The organism is Pseudomonas sp. LBUM1670, assembly GCF_059695695.1.
The window spans coordinates 3,026,278-3,042,316 of the sequence record NZ_CP166783.1; the positions used below are offsets into that span (position 1 = coordinate 3,026,278).

Genomic DNA, 16,039 nt, shown 5'->3' on the forward strand with positions numbered 1-16,039 from the left:
CCCTGTAGGAGCGAGCTTGCTCCGGGCGGCGTTCCGACGATGGACTCAAGAGCAACGCGTATACCCGGAAGTCACGCGTTTTCGTTAACGACCATCGCGAGCAAGCTCGCTCCTACAGGGGCTTGGCGCTTATCATGTCTGCCGAATTAATCCCGGCCTTTATGAGATGAGCATGACTTTCGATTTTGATCAGGTGTTCGACCGCCACAACACCGGCAGTACCAAGTGGAGCCGCTACCCGGCCGAGGTATTGCCGATGTGGGTCGCCGACATGGATTTTGCCGCGCCGCCGGTGATCATCCAGGCCCTGCAAAAACGTCTGGAACACCCCTTGCTCGGCTACAGCGTGGCTCAGGATAACTTGCGCCACGCCATCGTGGCCGACCTCTGGAACAAGTACGCCTGGCGCATCGAGCCGCAGGAACTGATTTTTCTGCCGGGCGTGGAATCGGGTTTCAACATGGCCCTGAACGCCTTGGTGCAACCGCAGCAGAACGTCGTGGTCCAGGTGCCCAACTACCCGCCGCTGCGGCATGCCCCCGTCCATTGGGGCCTGAACAAGGTTGAACTGAATTTCGACATACTGGCTGACGGCACCTATGCCACACCACTCGACGCCTTGCGCCAGTCACTGGCCGGTGGCGGTGCGTTGCTGCTGAGCAATCCGCACAACCCGCTGGGCAAGACGTTCCCACGGGACGAACTGCAAGCGGTGGCCGACATCTGCCTGGAACAGGACGCCTGGATCATCTCCGACGAGATCCACGCCGAACTGTGCTTCGACGGGCGCAAACACATTCCCACCGCGTCGTTGAGCCCGGAAATCGCCCAGCGCACCATTACGCTGATGTCGGCGAGCAAGGCCTACAACATCGCCGGCCTGAAGACCTCGTTCATGATCATTCAGGACCGGGCCTTGCGCGAGCGGGTCAACCACGCCCGTTGCGGCATGGTCGACAGCGTCAATCCGCTGGGCATGGAGGCGACACGCGTCGCGTACACCGACGCCGGCCCGTGGCTGACTGAGCTGTTGTGCTACCTGCAAGCGAACCGCGATTATCTGGTGGATGCCGTTCGCACACGGCTGCCCGGCGTCACCATGAACGTACCGCAGAGCACCTACCTGGCCTGGCTCGATTGCTCGGCGCTGGGTCTGGAGAATCCGCAGCATTTCTTCCTCGAACAGGCGAAGGTCGGGCTCAGCCCAGGCCTGGATTTTGGCGATGACTGCAAACAGTTCGTACGCCTGAACTTCGGCTGCCCGCGAGCGTTGCTGGAGGAAGGGATTGCGCGCATGGAACGCAGCCTGATCAACCTCAAGGCCTGACCGAACTTCGTCAACACCTCAAATCCCCTGTGGGAGCGGGCTTGCTCGCGAAGGCGGTGTGTCATCCAGCATTAATGTTGACTGACACACCGCCTTCGCGAGCAAGCCCGCTCCCACAAGGGAATCTATGCAGTTTGAGAGATTCGACAGCCCTTCGAAATCCAACCGAACTCAAGACAAAAGAGCAGGGTCCACCCTTTGACTCTTCTACCTTGAGAACGGAGATTTCCCGATGACTGACTATCCAAAACCACCCTTCAAGAAACAGGGCCAGCCCGTCCCAGGCTCCCAGAAGAAAATGGACCCGTACCCGGATTGCGGCGAGCAGAGCTACAAAGGCTCGGGCCGTCTGGAAGGCAAGATCGCCCTGATCACCGGCGCCGACAGCGGTATCGGACGCGCGGTCGCGATCGCCTTCGCCCGTGAGGGTGCGGACGTCGCCGTTGCCTACCTCAATGAACATGAAGACGCGCAGGAAACCGCGCGCTGGGTCGAACAGGCCGGGCGCCAATGCATCTTGCTGCCCGGTGACATCGCGCAGAAAGCGCTATGCCAGGCGCTGGTCGACAAGACCGTCGAGCGCTTCGGCCGGATCGACATTCTGGTCAACAACGCCGCGTTCCAGATGACTCACGAACACATCGAGGACATCCCGGACGAAGAATGGGTGATGACCTTCGACGTCAACATCACCGCCATTTTCCGCATCTGCCAGGCGGCGCTGAAGCATATGCAACCCGGCAGTTCAATCATCAACACCAGCTCGGTCAACTCGGACACGCCCAAGCCGACCCTTCTCGCCTACGCCACGACCAAAGGCGCGATTGCCAACTTCACCGCCGGTCTGGCGCAAATGCTCGGTCCGAAAAACATCCGGGTGAACTGCGTGGCACCGGGGCCGATCTGGACACCGCTGATCGTCTCGACCATGCCAGATGAAGAAGTGCAGAACTTTGGTGGGCAAACACCGCTGGGACGGCCAGGACAACCGGTCGAAGTGGCGCCAATCTATGTGCTGCTGGCATCGGATGAGGCCAGCTACATCACCGGTCAGCGCTACGGAATTACCGGCGGCAAGCCGATGCTTTGAATGAGCCGCCTGTGGCGAGCGAGCTTGCTCGCGCTTGAGTGCGCAGCACTCACAAAAATGGCAGCGGCTGGCAGATTTTGGGGCCGCTACGCAGCCCAGCGGGAGCAAGCCCCCTCGCCACAAAAGCGGATCACGGCGACTCTTGAGCAATCACCGAAATCTTGCCGTTTCGTTCAAGGATCGCAAACTTGATCTGGTCCAGGGTTTCGATGCCCTGACTCGAACGGGCGGCCTCCATGATGTCGGCCTCGATCAAACGTACGTGGCGCAGTCGCTTGTGCAACACCTTGCCGTTCTCGACGATGATCGTCGGCTCGCCATCGATCAGCTGAGAAACCCCAACACCACCAGGACGTACCAGCCCATGCGCTCAAACCGCCAGACTTTGACCTGGTACGCCATGTCTTCCTGCACGGGATAGTCGCGACTTTGGTAATCGCGCTGACTGGATTCATCGTTCATGGCGTGCTCCTGGTCAACGAGCAAGGATGGAGAAGGGCAGCAGCTTCAATTCATGCGCTGCGGCCATCACCTGATCGTGTCTGCTCGGTTGACCTTCCTCGCCTGCAAACATTCCCTCTATCGGACCACGCCCGGATGCAGCGAGAAAAACTGAACCCCTGACAATTTTCGCCCCTCAATACGCTTAGGTGCCCCTGTCACGGGGCCAGAACAGGACTTGCTGAATGCGGCCTGCGTCTGGGGTGTCGGGATGGCCCAACATCGCAGCACCTGTCCGGCGAGTACAGCGCATGAGTTTCATTCTCTGGGTGGCGGTGTTGGGTGCGGTGCTGCTGACGCTGGCGTTGACTTCGTCGTACCTGCGCTGGATGCCGGTGACCACGTCAGCGGTGTGCCTGGCGCTGGGCGTTGCCATCGGGCCAGCGGCACTCGGCTTGTTGAAACTGGACATGAACGACGCCTCCACCTGGATGGAGCACCTGACGGAAGTCGCGGTGCTCTTTTCGCTGTTTGTGTGTGGTCTGAAGTTGCGCTCGCCCTTCAAGGACAAAAACTGGCGCATCGCCGTCGGACTGGCCGGCCCGGTGATGGTGTTGACCATTGCCGGTGTCAGCCTGCTGCTGCACTACGGTTTCGAACTGTCGTGGGGCGCCGCCGTATTGATTGGATCGATACTGGCACCTACCGATCCGGTACTCGCCGCGCTGGTTCAAGTGAACGACGCCCGGGATGACGACAGTGTGCGATTCGGCCTCTCCGGTGAAGCGGGGCTCAACGACGGGATTGCCTTTCCGTTCGTGATCCTCGGGTTACTGCTGTTGCAACATGACGGTAACCCCGGCTGGCTGGGCGACTGGGCGCTGCGCAGTCTGCTCTGGGCCGTCCCTGCCGGTTTGCTCACGGGTTATGCGATGGGGCGCGGCATTGGTCGGCTGACGCTGGCGCTGCGGATCAAAAATGACGACAGCACCCTTTCACCTAACGACTACCTGGCCCTGGCGTTGATCGCCCTGGCGTACGTCGGCGCCGAATCGATTCATGGCTACGGCTTTCTGTCAGTGTTTGCAGCGGGCCTGGGCCTGCGCCATGAAGAAGTCAAATCCACCGGCGACGACGAATTGCCGGCCGAGCATCTGGTACAGCCGGTGGTCGGCCATCAGAACGTCGAACCGCACCAGGCCGTGCATGGCGATACCGAAGGTCTGGAAGACACGCAGGTCGCCGCTGGCATCATGATGGGCGACATGCTCGCGTTCGGCAGCCTGGTCGAACGGGCCATGGAAGTGTTTTTGGTGACGCTGCTCGGTGTCGTGCTGATTGGGCACTGGGACTGGCGAGCGCTGCTGATCGGCGGCGTGTTGTTTTGCCTGATTCGACCGCTGAGCGTCGTCGCCCTGCCCTGGCGTGGCTTGCTGGACGGTCGCCAGCGCTTGTTGATCGGCTGGTTCGGCATTCGCGGGATCGGTAGCCTGTATTACCTTTTCTATGCCCTGAACCATGGGCTGGCTCCGTCGATTGCCACGCTTTGCACTGACCTGACGTTGTCGGTGGTTGCGCTGAGCATCCTCATCCATGGCATCAGCACGCAACCGATGCTGGCCTGGTACGAAGAGCGCAAAAAGCAAAATACTTGATTTGAGGCCGGTGAATTTTCGCCAGCCGACACGAACTGTGGGAGCGGGCTTGCTCGCGAATGCGGTGTTTCAGAAACAGAGATCGACTGACACACCGCATTCGCGAGCAAGCCCGCTCCCACAATGGGTCTGTTCTACAACGCTGGTATCGGGGTGATTTCCAGATTTTCGGTCAGCGGCACATCACTGGAACCGGGCGTCAGAATGACCTTGCGGCACTCCTCCTGCTTTTTATCGAAAATCCTGTATCCCTCGGCCACCTGCTCCAGCGACATCCGGTGAGTGATGATGGCGTCCGGTTGCAGGCGTCCGGTTTCAATGTGCCCCAGCAGCTCCGGCAGATACCGCTGCACGTGTGTCTGGCCCATTTTGAAGGTCAGGCCTTTATCGAACGCATCGCCGAACAGGAAACCATGGATGAATCCGGAATAAACGCCCGGCACACTCACCACGCCCCCGCGACGCACGGCCGCAATGCATTGGCGTAATGCCTTGCCGCTGCTGCCTTCCAGTTTCAGGGTGGCGAGCACTGTCTCCGTGGTGCTGCCCTTGGCTTCGAACCCTACGGCATCGACTACTCCGTCCACCCCGCGACTGCCCGCCGTCGGGCGGATGATCGTGTCGGCCGGATCATCATCGTCATCAAAATTGATCGGGATTACACCGTAGGTACGCTGGGCATAAGCCAGTCGATAAGCGTGATGATCCACCATGAAGATTTGCTCGGCACCGAGCATTTTTGCGCAGGCGGCGCTCAACAACCCGACCGGCCCGGCACCATAGATCGCAATGCTTGAACCCGGCCCGATCCCGGTATTCAGTACGGCTTGCCAGGCCGTTGGCAGGATGTCCGATAGAAACAGGACCTTCTCGTCTGCCAGCGTTCCCGGCACCTTGAACGGCCCGGTATTGGCCTTGGGCACTCTGACCAGTTCGGCCTGCCCGCCCGGAATACCCCCATACAAACGGCTGAAACCGAATAGCGCGGCAGGCGGTGGAATCGCTTTTTTATTGATGATCGCGCCACGCCCGGTGTTGGTGGTTTCGCAACTGGCAAACAGCTCCTGCTGGCAAAAAAAGCATTCGCCACAGGCGATCACGAACGGAATCACCACCCGGTCACCGCGTTGAACGGCCGTGACGGCAGAGCCGGTTTCTTCGACGATGCCCATGAACTCATGGCCGAAAATGTCGCCGTGCTCCACGGTGGGAATTTTCCCTCGATACAAATGCAGGTCCGATCCACAAATGGCGGTGGCCGTCACTCGCAGGATGATGTCGTCGGGGGCTTCGATGACGGGATCGGGCACGGTTTCGATTTTGACGTCATGGGCTCCGTGGTAAGTCATTGCACGCATGGCTGCATCCTCACTGTTCAATTAAGGCATCGGTGTCTGTATTAAGGGAGCGAGGCTTTGCTGCGCGTTCAGTTGCATGAATGGCGAATCTGATTAGTGGTCGCACTCGAAAAACCGGGTTTATGGCGCTTCGAAAAGTAAAGCCGCGAACTGCATGAGTCAAAATCCGGACCCATGCAGCCTGCATGACCTCAGTTCGCCATCAGCCAATGCAACCCATTGTTTTTTAAGGCTATTACTTCGGCAGCCAATCCGGCACGACAAATGCTCCAGGACTAGAAGCGACCTTCGGCCCTGAGACCGTTAGCGCTCATCCCCGTGACTATTCGAGAGACTTGACCATGAACGCCATTGACCTGTTGCAAGCCGACCATGAACGCGTAAAAGGCATCCTGACCCAGCTGAGCGAATCTACTGAACGCGGTGTTAAAAAACGCACCGAGCTGCTGGCCAAGCTGGAGATGGAAATTGCCATCCATACCCGACTTGAAGAGGAAGTCTTGTACCCGGCGTATAAAAAAGCGGGCGGCAAAGAACAGGACGTCATGTATTACGAAGCCAAGGAAGAACACCGCACCGTTGATTCACTGGTGCTGCCTGACTTGAAAGTCACCGATCCGTCCACCCCGGAATTTGCAGGTCGCGTGAAAGTGGTCAAGGAGCTACTGGAGCACCACATCGAAGAGGAAGAAACGGAAATGTTTCCTCAGGCTAAAAAACTGCTGGGCAAAGCCACTCTGGAAGAGTTGGGTGCGCAGATGGAAACCTTGAAAGCCCAGTACAAGAAAGAAATGAGCGCCAATCTGGCAGCTTGATCGGATTGGCAGACACAAAAGGCCCGGCATTTGCCGGGCTTTTTGCTTTTCCACGATTATCCGCCGGGGTTTGTGACCTGAATGAAAACCGCGTAACTGCCGAGCAGCACCCAAAACGTGGCGAAAATCCAGGGTGTACGCACCGAGAACAACAGCGACTTGCGGTAGCCCTTGTGGGACGATTCCATCTCGCTGAACAGCGGCGACTCGTCGTAGGCGAGTCCCATCAAGGGTTCACTGCGCAGCAATTCACTCTGTTTGAAGTGCCAGTGATCGATGATGTCATACGCTGCGCGAATGCCAGGCCAGGCGTTGAGGGAACTGAGCAGCCCCAACAGCGCCAGAAACGGCGGCACCACCAGGGTGAAGAGTTTGCCCCACTCGGGATTGAGGTTGGCCATGCACGATGCGAAGGCAATCACCAAAAACGATTGCGCTGCGAGGTAGGCGTCGGTGCGATTGGCCAGAATGCTGGTTTCGTATTGTATTTCCCGGCGGTAGAAATCCAGGCGCTCCTTGGGCGAGCCGAACATCTTGGCGTTGTGTTCGGTCAGGGCTTCTTCGCAAGGGACTTCAGTCAGTATTCTTGGCACGAGAGTCACGCACAGGATGGAAAACGTTTAGAAGAAACGCCTACTGACAAGTTCACCTGGATTAACACTGCAAGGGGCGTGCAATGGACAATCTTGATTGGGTGCAATGGCCGGCGATGCTGGTGACGGTGCTGGCGGCGTGGCTGATCGGTTCACGAAACCCCAGGCTCCGGCTCCGGGGGTTCATCTGTTTTATCCTCAGTAACATTTTGTGGGTGATCTGGGGGTATCACTCCCAGGCCTACGCGCTGATCGTGTTGCAATTTTGCCTGTGTGCCATGAACCTGCGCGGTTTCAAAAAGAACGCAGGCGCCGAGACCGGACAATGAGTGAGCCGGTCATTTCATGGTCAAGGCAATGATTTCCACCAGATTGAGTTGAGTAAAGGGCTTGGACAGGCGCGGGAGTCTGGTCGCAAAGCCTTCCAGCCGCTCGGCGTAACCCGTGGCGAGGATGATCGGCAGGTCCGGTTTGAGGGTTCGGATCGCCTGCGCCAGTTGCGCGCCGTTCATTTGCGGCATGGCCATGTCGGTGATGACCAGATCAATGGCTTTTTCGCTGTCGAACACTTTCAGCGCATGAGCTCCGGAGGTTGCACTGATCACCCGATGCCCCAAATCTTCGAGCAACAGACAGGTACTGGTCAGCACAAGGCTGTCGTCATCCACCACCAGCACGCACAGACGCGACACCGGCGGCACGGCTTCCTCCTGGGCAGGCTTGGCAACCGAGCCGTGTGTGGCAACGGGGATCCACAGTTCGGCCGTGGTTCCCTTGTCCTTCTGGCTCTTGAGAATGAATCGTCCACCCAATTGTTCAATGAAACCATGAACCATCGACAGCCCGAGCCCCGTACCTTTGCCGACGCCCTTGGTGGTAAAGAACGGGTCCATCGCCACGGCCAGTGTTTCGTCATCCATGCCCTCCCCCGAATCACTGATGCTCAGGCAGACATAACGGCCCGACATCGGGGTGAGCGAAGAGTGATCGCCGGCTTCTTCAGACCTTGCGCTGATCAGGATTTTCCCGCCGTGGGGCATTGCGTCACGGGCGTTGGTCACCAGGTTCAGGACCGCCAGTTCGAGCTGGTTAACGTCTGCCAGAACCGGTTCGACTTCTTGCGGAAAACGGGTTTCGAGTACCACGGAAGGCCCGAGGGAACTGCGCAAAAGGCCGGTAATGCCCTCTACTAACTTGGGTATCTCGACGGACTCGGTCTTCAGTTCCTGCCGTCTCGCAAACGCCAGCATGCGTTGGGTCAGCGAAACCCCGCGCAAGGCGCCCTGAGTGGCGTTGTCCAGCAAGCGCGTGATTTTCGAATCCTCCCCCACGCGCTTGCGAACGATTTCCAGATTGCCAAGGATCACTGTCAGCAGATTATTGAAGTCATGGGCAATGCCCCCGCTGAGTTGCCCGATGGCTTGCATTTTTTGTGCTTGAAACAGCGCCTCACGGGTTTGTTCGAGGGCCTGCTGGGCGTGGGTCGCTTCGGTGATGTCCCGGGTGATTTTGGCGAAACCGAGCAATGTGCCAGTGTCGCCCCAAATCGGGTCGACCACGACATGCGCCAGGAACCGTGTGCCGTCCTTGCGCAGTCGCCAACCCTTGTTTTCAAACCGTCCCTCACGCACGGCAATGGTCAACGTGCGTTGCGGTTCGCCGGCTTCGCGATCCTCCGGGGTGTAGAACATCGAAAAATGCTGGCCGATCACTTCTTCCGGCAAGTAACCCTTGATGCGCTGGGCACCCGGATTCCAGTTGGTCACTCGTCCATCAGGGTCGAGCATGTAGATGGCGTAGTCCGTGACGCTTTGAACCAATAGCCGGAACTGCTGCTCGCTTTGCTTGAGGACTTCTTCGGCCATCTTGCGGTCGGTCAGGTCCCGGGTAATCTTGGCAAACCCCAGCAACTTGCCCGTCGGATCGAGGATCGGATCGATCACCACGTGGCACCAGAAATGCGTACCGTCCTTGCGAACCCGCCAGCCTTCCCCCTCGAAACGCCCCTCGCGAATCGCTGTGTCCAGCGCCCGTTGGGGCATCCCCTTGAGACGGTCCTCTTCGGTGTAGAAACGCGAGAAGTGCTGACCGAGAATTTCGGCTTCCTCATACCCTTTAAAGCGCTTGGCGCCGGCATTCCAACTGGAGATGATGCCGTCGGGATCAATCATGTAGATCGCGTAGTCAATCACCGCATCGATCAACAGACGAAAACGCCCGTCCTCGATGGTGCTGGCTTTGCTTCGATCTTCGCTCATTGAGCCCTCACGTCAGGATTGTTTTTGAGGAGTATGCGACAAACCGGGATTTTGGAAAGCCGAAAAGCAGCACTGGACGCAAAGGGTTATCGATACACGTATTTGACGATGTAGCCATACAGGGCGTTGTTGACAGAATCAGGAACATCCTTGGCATGGCCCTGAATTTTATGCAGCGCAACGTGACATTCCTTTACGACCTGGTCGCGTTCGCGAATCGCGAAGACTTGATTGTCGATGATGTTGGAGTAGTCGCTGAACGCAAATTCCTTTTTGGTTGTCGTTGTGGTGACCGCCCCTCCGACAGCCTTTGTGTAGGTGCTCTGAGCGACCAGGACTCGTTCTTGCAACGCGCCGAACCCGCGCTCGTACAAGCAGGTTTGCCCACCGCTGATCGCCTTCGCAGCTGTATCCACAGCAAGAATGATCGCTTGCGCGTACCCCATGCTGGTCTCCAGCGTCGATGCCGGGAGGAACCTTTCCATTTCTTTGGTTTCCAGACTTTTCAGTGCTCTTTTGATGCTCGACACATGAGCGAACTCTTGAGTGCAACCGACAATGTGGTTCTCGAATTGATAACCTTCGGCTGTTGCCCCCAGTGGAAAAGTCGCGAAATCGATGCTGTCGAACGCGCACTCCATGATGATGTTGTATTTGCCGACGAATGCGTGCTCAAAGATCCTTTTGCTGACTTCCCTGACAAACGCGTCCGTATGCTCATAAGCATGCAGGACGCCAAGTTTGATCATCTCCTCATATTGAGGGTGTTTTTTCCGGTATTCGGGAAGGTACAAACGAACATAGTTATCGTAGCGCTTTGACGGTATGAGGGTCTTTTCCAGCAGATACGTTTTGCCTGACGCCTGTAGCCCGGCGACCACCAGCATTTTTCGCGTGTCCTCGACAGTTTTGCCTTTGAACAGCGTCGCTGTGATCTCATCGAATGCATCCGTGACCTGGTCGGGGGTGTAGGTGTATTTCGGTGCTTCTGACATACCTTGATTTCCTTATCAAAGACGGGCTTGAAAGTGATGACTTGCCCTATCAATAAAGCGGCGATTCGCTGTTTGTTCAAACGGGCTTGGTTTACAAGGTATGTCGATGTTTTTTAAGGTAAAAAATCCTACTCGACAGAGAGCGAAATCGACGGAGCAACCGACCACCAACGCGGCAGCAATTGCTTGACCTTGCTGTCGCCAAACCGGTCATCGATCAGCATCACCACCCCTTGATCCTGTTGGGTACGGATCACGCGTCCTGCCGCCTGAACCACTTTCTGCACGCCGGGAAACAGGTAGGTGTAGTCATAACCGGCACCGAAAATCGCTGCCATCCGATGTTTCAACTGTTCATTGACGGGGCTGAGTTGTGCCAGTCCGAGGGTGGCGATAAATGCGCCTATCAACCGGGCACCGGGCAAGTCGATGCCCTCGCCAAACGCCCCGCCCAGCACCGCGAAGCCGATGCCCTGACTGTGCGCGGTGAACTGATCGAGAAAATCCTGACGCTGCCCTTCCCCCATGCCTCGGGATTGCGCCCACAGATTGATATGTGGATGTGTCTCGGCCAGCAACTGCGCCACTTGCTGCAAGTAATCGAAGCTGCTGAAAAACGCCAGGTAGTTGCCGGGTCGCTGGCTGAACTGCTTGGCAATCAGCTCGACAATCGGCGCGAGAGAAGATTGCCGATGGACAAACCGCGTGGAAATCTGGCTGATGACATGGACCTTCAACTGGTCAGCGTGAAACGGCGATTCGACGTCGATCCAGACCGTGTTCGCGGGTGTCCCGAGCAGGTCGGCATAGTAATGCCGGGGGCTCAACGTCGCGGAAAACAGCACCGTGCTGCGTGCCGCCGTCAGGCGCGGGCGGATGAAACCGGCGGGCACCACGTTACGCAGGCACAGTTGCGACAGGTTGCGCTTGCGGTCGAGGTCGCGCTTGCTGATGTCGAACAGGAACTGCTCATCGAAGAGTTCGGCTACCCGGCAGAATTGCAGCATGTCGAAATAGAAATTCTGTAAGGCGCTGTCCAGACCCTGGGGATGATCGTTGAGGTAATCGCCAATGCTCGCGCTGCATGACGACAATGCCTGGAGCAATTTCTCCGGGGGTTTGTCGTACGCCTGGTACGGCGCGAGTTGCAGGTTATGCAGGGCGTTCCACTCACGATTGACCCGCTGCAAGGCTTTCTTCAAGGGCTCGGGAGCGGTTTTGCGCACACCGTTGAGGGTCGACTGGTCAAGGCTGGCGCTGTACATCTGCCGCCCGCGTTCCACCAGATTGTGGGCTTCGTCCACCAGTGCCGCGACTTTCCAGTTGTTGGCCTGGGCCAGCCCGAACAGCAGCGCGCTGAAATCGAAATAGTAGTTGTAGTCAGCGACCACCACGTCGGCCCAACGGGCCATTTCCTGGCTCAGGTAATAAGGGCAGACGTTGTGCTTCAGGGCCACTTCGCGCAAGGCGTTCTGATTCAACAGTGACAGCTCGCTGGCGGCCTGGCGCGCGGCCGGCAGCCGATCATAGAAACCTTGGGCCAACGGGCAGGACTCGCCATGGCAGGCCTTGTCCGGATGTTCGCAAGCCTTGTCCCGGGCGATCATTTCCAGGACACGCAACGGTGGCGCAGCGGCGCTGTCGAGAATGACCTGCGCCGCATCGAGCGCCAGTTTGCGTCCGGGGGTTTTCGCCGTGAGGAAAAACACTTTGTCCAGCTGCTGCGGCGCCAGGGCCTTGAGCATCGGAAACAGCGTGCCGACGGTCTTGCCGATACCGGTCGGCGCCTGGGCCATCAGGCAACGGCCGGTGCTGACGGCCTTGAACACGGATTCGGCCAGATGCCGTTGCCCCGGACGAAAGTCGGCATGGGGAAACGCCAGTTTCTGCGCCGCGCCGTTGCGTGCTTCGCGATGGGCCATTTCCTGTTCGGCCCAGCGCAGGAACAGCTTGCAATGGTGTTCGAAGAACGCCTTCAGTTCTTCAGCGCTGAACGCTTCGACCAGGCAGGTCTCCTTTTCGCTGACGATGTCGAAGTACACCAGCGCCAGGTTGATCTGCGCCAGCTCCAGTTTCTGACACATCAACCAGCCGTAGACCTTGGCCTGCGCCCAGTGCAGTTGACGATGGTTGGCCGGTTGCCTGCTCAGGTCGCCACGGTAGGTTTTGACTTCTTCCAGGCAGTTTTGCGCCGGGTCGTAGCCGTCCGCCCTGCCCTTGACCTTCAACGTTTGATAGAGGCCTTCAAGCGCGACTTCGCTCTGATAACCGTCGCTACGCCGGGACGCCACCGTTCGGTGGCCGACGATGCCTTCCAGCGCAGTCGGCGATGGTGTGAAGCGCAGGTCGAGGTCGCCGAGCTTGGCGGTGAACTCACACAACGCCCGCACCGCGATGCTGTAGCTCAAGCGCTCTGCTCCGCCCATTGCACGTAACAGACGGCAACGGGCATCCGGTGTTCATGGCAGAACTCGAGCCAGCGCAACTGGTTGTCCTGCAGGCGATCGCCAGGGCCTTTGACTTCGATCATGCGGTAGGTCTTGTGCTGCGGCCAGAACTGGATCAGGTCCGGCATGCCGGCGCGGTTGGCCTTGATGTCCAGCAGCAAACGGTTGAACCAATGTTTGAGATGCTCGGCCGGCAGGCAATCAAGCGCCTGATCGAGCAATTCTTCGTTTAACGCGCCCCAGAACACAAACGGCGATTGCACGCCCCACTTGGCCGCATACCGTTCCCGGATCGTCTGCAGGTAACGGCCGTCATCGAGCTCGGCAAGGCAGGCCTGGAACAGATCGGCCCGCCGTGCATGGAAGTCTTCATTGAGCAGGTCCACCGGCCCACGCTGGAACGGGTGGAAAAACGCCCCCGGCAAGGGCGCGAAGATCGCCGGCCAGCACAGCAACCCGAACAGCGAGTTGATCAGGCTGTTTTCGACGTAATGCACCGGTGCCGAATCCTCCGCCAGATGCGCCTGTACGTAGAACTCCACCGACAACGCCGGGTCGGTTCTGGGCAGTTGCAGGTCCAGGCGTAGCATTTCCCTTGGGGACGAACGTTTTGTTGGCGGCCCGCCGAGCTTGCGCCGCAGCCTGGGCAACACACGCAAAAGCTGCTGTTGTTCGGCAGGGCTTTCCGGCGATTGGCCGGCAACCGTGGCCAGGTCCATGGCCAGTTGATACTCGCCGCAGCGCTCCAGCACACGAATCAACCGCGATCTCGCGCCGGGCCAGGCACAGTCGCGGTAGATGCTCAGCGCATTGGAGAAATCCGCCATGCGCTCGCAGTGCTGACCGATCTGGAACAACAGCTTGCCGCGCCGTTTCTGCAACCACGGATTGGCCAGTGTCAGCCCGTTGATCTGTTCGACAATGTGTGCCACCGCCTCCCCGGCTTCGAAATGTTGTAGACATTCGTGAAGGAAGAGACAGGCATCCACGTCCTCGCGACTGCGCAAGCCTCGGGATTCGGCGCAGAACTCGACTTTTTCGTAGGTGAAGATGCCGAGATCGGCCAGCACGAACTCCGACCAGTCCTGATAGAGATTGCCGAAGAACATCAGGCGCAGACGATCACACAGGCCCATGATGGTCAGGCTGAACAACCGGTCCTCCAGCGGTGCGCACCAATGGGTAAAGCTGAAAGCTTCGGGAAACTGCTCGCTCAGGGTCGGCAGCCAGTCGGTCTTTTTGCCTTTGGGCTGTTCAATGGCGGTGCCGAAGCACTGCACAATTTCCGCCTTGAGCAACACGTCGAATAACGTTTCGAGTGGCAGCGGCGCCTGCTCATCGATCCAGCCCAGTTCCAGCAATGGCCCGGCGGCGCTGGCGATGTCGCCAATCTCGAGGTAATGCAGTTTGCTCGCCCGAAAGTGAATCCCCTTGCGCATCACCATCCGTACCAGCAACGCCCTGGACTCCCTGGGCAACCGGTTGAAATCACGGATGAAGGCTTGCTCCTCGACACTCAGCACATCGGCATAGCGATGCTCAAGCCAATCAAGCACTTGCATGAAGTTGTTCAGATAATAGAACGGATCGTCGAGAGGGTTTGTGGTCACGGGAAAACAGGGCCATGGGAAACGAGTACTGGTTATGCGTACAGATACCAGCAACGCCCTGTCCGGTGCAAACGGAAAAGGATAAGCGGCGGCGTGATCCGGAAATATTTCAACGACCCGTCGAACTTTCCGCCGATCCGTTGTACCAACCGCGTTAGAGGTACAGTGACGATTGAAGGATTCGAAGCAGTCGCGCTGTTTTTTTTGGAGGATTAGAGGTGGTTATGAATATCAAGACCCTGGGTTTGCCCCTGGCAGTGGCGGCCTTGCTGGCCCTGGCCGGTTGCTCGACGCCAACGGTTGTGACGCTGCAGAACGGCACCCAGTATTTGACCAAGGACATGCCGAAAGCCAATAACAAAGAAGGCTTTTACGAATTCGAAGATATTTCCGGGACGAAAGTGAAGATCAAGGTTGATGAAGTGGCCACGGTTCGCAAAGAGGATTGAGACCGCGTCATCGTTCTTCGCGAGCAAGCCCGCTCCCACAGGATATACGCGAACCCTGTGGGAGCGGGCTTGCTCGCGAAGAGGCCCTTACAGGCGCCGAATCACCTTCGTGAAATGACAATCCCCACTCCAGAAAAACTGTCCAGCCTCCCCCAACCGGCATTATCGTTCCTCCCGAGCCCTCCTCGATGTGGCAGGTTTCGCACACTGCCTTAAACTGCGATACAGCCCATGTAAACGAATGACGATGCATGGTTTCCATTGCACCACGGGCCTCATGAAATGATCCGGGTGAAGCCGACATGAAAATGGTCACGCCTTTTTTGGCCGCTCTCATCGCCGCCAGCGCGTGCGCGGCAACGAACCTTTGTGCAAATGCCGAGACTTCTACAGTCCTGGCAACCAGCTTCGATTGCGCCACGGCCAGCGCGGCCGTCGAGAAGCTGATCTGTCGCGACCCCCTACTGAAGCAGATGGATATTGAACTGACGCGCCTTTATCGCCTGGCGCTCACGGACGATCATTCGGTGCCGCGTCCTGACAAAGTCGAGATCGATCAGCGGTTCTGGGTCGACGCCCGCAATCAGTGTGCGGCCGGATCAGAGCCCAAGGCCTGCACGATCCGAAGTTATGCCGAGCGTGCGCATCAGCTTCGTCAGGGCTCGGCGATTGCGCGAACCAAGGATCCGAGCAGACTCACCGAGGGCCCCGTAGCCTTTCGTTGCGCAGGGTTCAACGCGTTGATTGCCGCCACTTTCTTCAATGTCGAGCCGGGTGTCGTGTACCTGAAATGGGCGAATACCGCTGTCACCCTCATCCAGGTGCCGAATGATTCCGTGACCCAATACAACGGCAAGGACTACCGGGGAAGTTACAGCTTCTGGCAAAACGGCAACGAGGCCTTTTTGCAGATGCCGGGATCGGGGCGAATGAGTTGTACGGTCGAGCCGGTCGGTTGATCGCGCAACGGGACATCCTGTCCCGATGGCTTGATCCCGCCT

The 16,039-nt window shown here is 58.2% G+C and carries 14 protein-coding genes and 1 pseudogene; 7 read left to right on the plus strand and 8 right to left on the minus strand.

The features are described from left to right. The first annotated feature begins 172 nt into the window (after nt 1-172). Nucleotides 173-1,327, plus strand: coding sequence for a MalY/PatB family protein (locus ACA073_RS13725; protein WP_497396856.1), 1,155 nt, complete (start codon nt 173-175; stop codon nt 1,325-1,327). Nucleotides 1,328-1,559: 232 nt separating this feature from the next. Continuing rightward, nucleotides 1,560-2,417 carry an SDR family oxidoreductase gene (locus ACA073_RS13730; protein ID WP_497396858.1) on the plus strand — a complete coding sequence of 286 codons (858 nt, stop codon included), beginning with the start codon at nt 1,560-1,562 and terminating at the stop codon, nt 2,415-2,417. Nucleotides 2,418-2,547: 130 nt separating this feature from the next. Here the strand turns inward: ACA073_RS13730 and ACA073_RS13735 are convergent. Next, nucleotides 2,548-2,754 (minus strand): annotated as a pseudogene (locus ACA073_RS13735) (YetF domain-containing protein); the annotation flags it as partial. Beyond that, nucleotides 2,742-2,879, minus strand: a complete 138-nt coding sequence (locus ACA073_RS13740) for a hypothetical protein (RefSeq protein ID WP_497396860.1) — start codon at nt 2,877-2,879, stop codon at nt 2,742-2,744. The gene ACA073_RS13740 and the pseudogene ACA073_RS13735, both read right to left, overlap by 13 nt. Nucleotides 2,880-3,169: 290 nt before the next feature. On the opposite strand from ACA073_RS13740, the gene ACA073_RS13745 reads away from it, so the two are divergent. Next, nucleotides 3,170-4,513 carry a cation:proton antiporter gene (locus ACA073_RS13745; protein WP_497396862.1) on the plus strand — a complete coding sequence of 448 codons (1,344 nt, stop codon included), beginning with the start codon at nt 3,170-3,172 and terminating at the stop codon, nt 4,511-4,513. A 134-nt stretch (nt 4,514-4,647) separates the two neighbouring features. Here the strand turns inward: ACA073_RS13745 and ACA073_RS13750 are convergent, their stop codons facing one another. Then, nucleotides 4,648-5,871 carry a zinc-dependent alcohol dehydrogenase gene (locus ACA073_RS13750; protein ID WP_497396864.1) on the minus strand — a complete coding sequence of 408 codons (1,224 nt, stop codon included), beginning with the start codon at nt 5,869-5,871 and terminating at the stop codon, nt 4,648-4,650. Between the two features lie 341 nt (nt 5,872-6,212). On the opposite strand from ACA073_RS13750, the gene ACA073_RS13755 reads away from it, so the two are divergent. Further along, nucleotides 6,213-6,686 carry a PA2171 family ribosome-binding persister protein gene (locus tag ACA073_RS13755; RefSeq protein WP_497396866.1) on the plus strand — a complete coding sequence of 158 codons (474 nt, stop codon included), beginning with the start codon at nt 6,213-6,215 and terminating at the stop codon, nt 6,684-6,686. A gap of 56 nt (nt 6,687-6,742) precedes the next feature. Here the strand turns inward: ACA073_RS13755 and ACA073_RS13760 are convergent, their stop codons facing one another. Next, nucleotides 6,743-7,279, minus strand: a complete 537-nt coding sequence (locus ACA073_RS13760; protein WP_497396868.1) for a hypothetical protein — start codon at nt 7,277-7,279, stop codon at nt 6,743-6,745. A gap of 83 nt (nt 7,280-7,362) precedes the next feature. Between ACA073_RS13760 and ACA073_RS13765 the strand changes: the two genes are divergently transcribed. Beyond that, the gene (locus ACA073_RS13765; RefSeq protein ID WP_497396870.1) at nt 7,363-7,608 is read left to right on the plus strand and encodes a hypothetical protein; all 246 of its coding nucleotides are present in this window, start codon (nt 7,363-7,365) and stop codon (nt 7,606-7,608) included. A 9-nt stretch (nt 7,609-7,617) separates the two neighbouring features. On the opposite strand, the gene ACA073_RS13770 is transcribed toward ACA073_RS13765, so the two are convergent. The 4 genes from ACA073_RS13770 to ACA073_RS13785 all read right to left on the minus strand — a co-directional run bounded on the left by ACA073_RS13770 (nt 7,618) and on the right by ACA073_RS13785 (nt 14,589). After that, nucleotides 7,618-9,537 carry a hybrid sensor histidine kinase/response regulator gene (locus ACA073_RS13770; RefSeq protein WP_497396872.1) on the minus strand — a complete coding sequence of 640 codons (1,920 nt, stop codon included), beginning with the start codon at nt 9,535-9,537 and terminating at the stop codon, nt 7,618-7,620. A gap of 86 nt (nt 9,538-9,623) precedes the next feature. Beyond that, on the minus strand, nt 9,624-10,532 hold the full coding sequence (locus tag ACA073_RS13775; RefSeq protein ID WP_497396874.1) for a zeta toxin family protein: 909 nt from the start codon (nt 10,530-10,532) through the stop codon (nt 9,624-9,626). Nucleotides 10,533-10,660: 128 nt separating this feature from the next. Beyond that, nucleotides 10,661-12,940, minus strand: coding sequence for an ATP-dependent DNA helicase (locus ACA073_RS13780; RefSeq protein WP_497396876.1), 2,280 nt, complete (start codon nt 12,938-12,940; stop codon nt 10,661-10,663). Further along, complete coding sequence (locus ACA073_RS13785) at nt 12,937-14,589, minus strand: VRR-NUC domain-containing protein (RefSeq protein WP_497396878.1); 1,653 nt, start codon at nt 14,587-14,589, stop codon at nt 12,937-12,939. Before ACA073_RS13785 ends, ACA073_RS13780 begins: the two co-directional genes overlap by 4 nt. Before the next feature lie 224 nt (nt 14,590-14,813). On the opposite strand from ACA073_RS13785, the gene ACA073_RS13790 reads away from it, so the two are divergent. Both ACA073_RS13790 and ACA073_RS13795 read left to right on the plus strand, forming a co-directional pair. After that, nucleotides 14,814-15,038 carry a YgdI/YgdR family lipoprotein gene (locus ACA073_RS13790; protein WP_497396880.1) on the plus strand — a complete coding sequence of 75 codons (225 nt, stop codon included), beginning with the start codon at nt 14,814-14,816 and terminating at the stop codon, nt 15,036-15,038. A gap of 302 nt (nt 15,039-15,340) precedes the next feature. Then, nucleotides 15,341-15,997 carry an MliC family protein gene (locus ACA073_RS13795; protein WP_497396882.1) on the plus strand — a complete coding sequence of 219 codons (657 nt, stop codon included), beginning with the start codon at nt 15,341-15,343 and terminating at the stop codon, nt 15,995-15,997. The last annotated feature ends 42 nt before the right edge of the window (nt 15,998-16,039 follow it).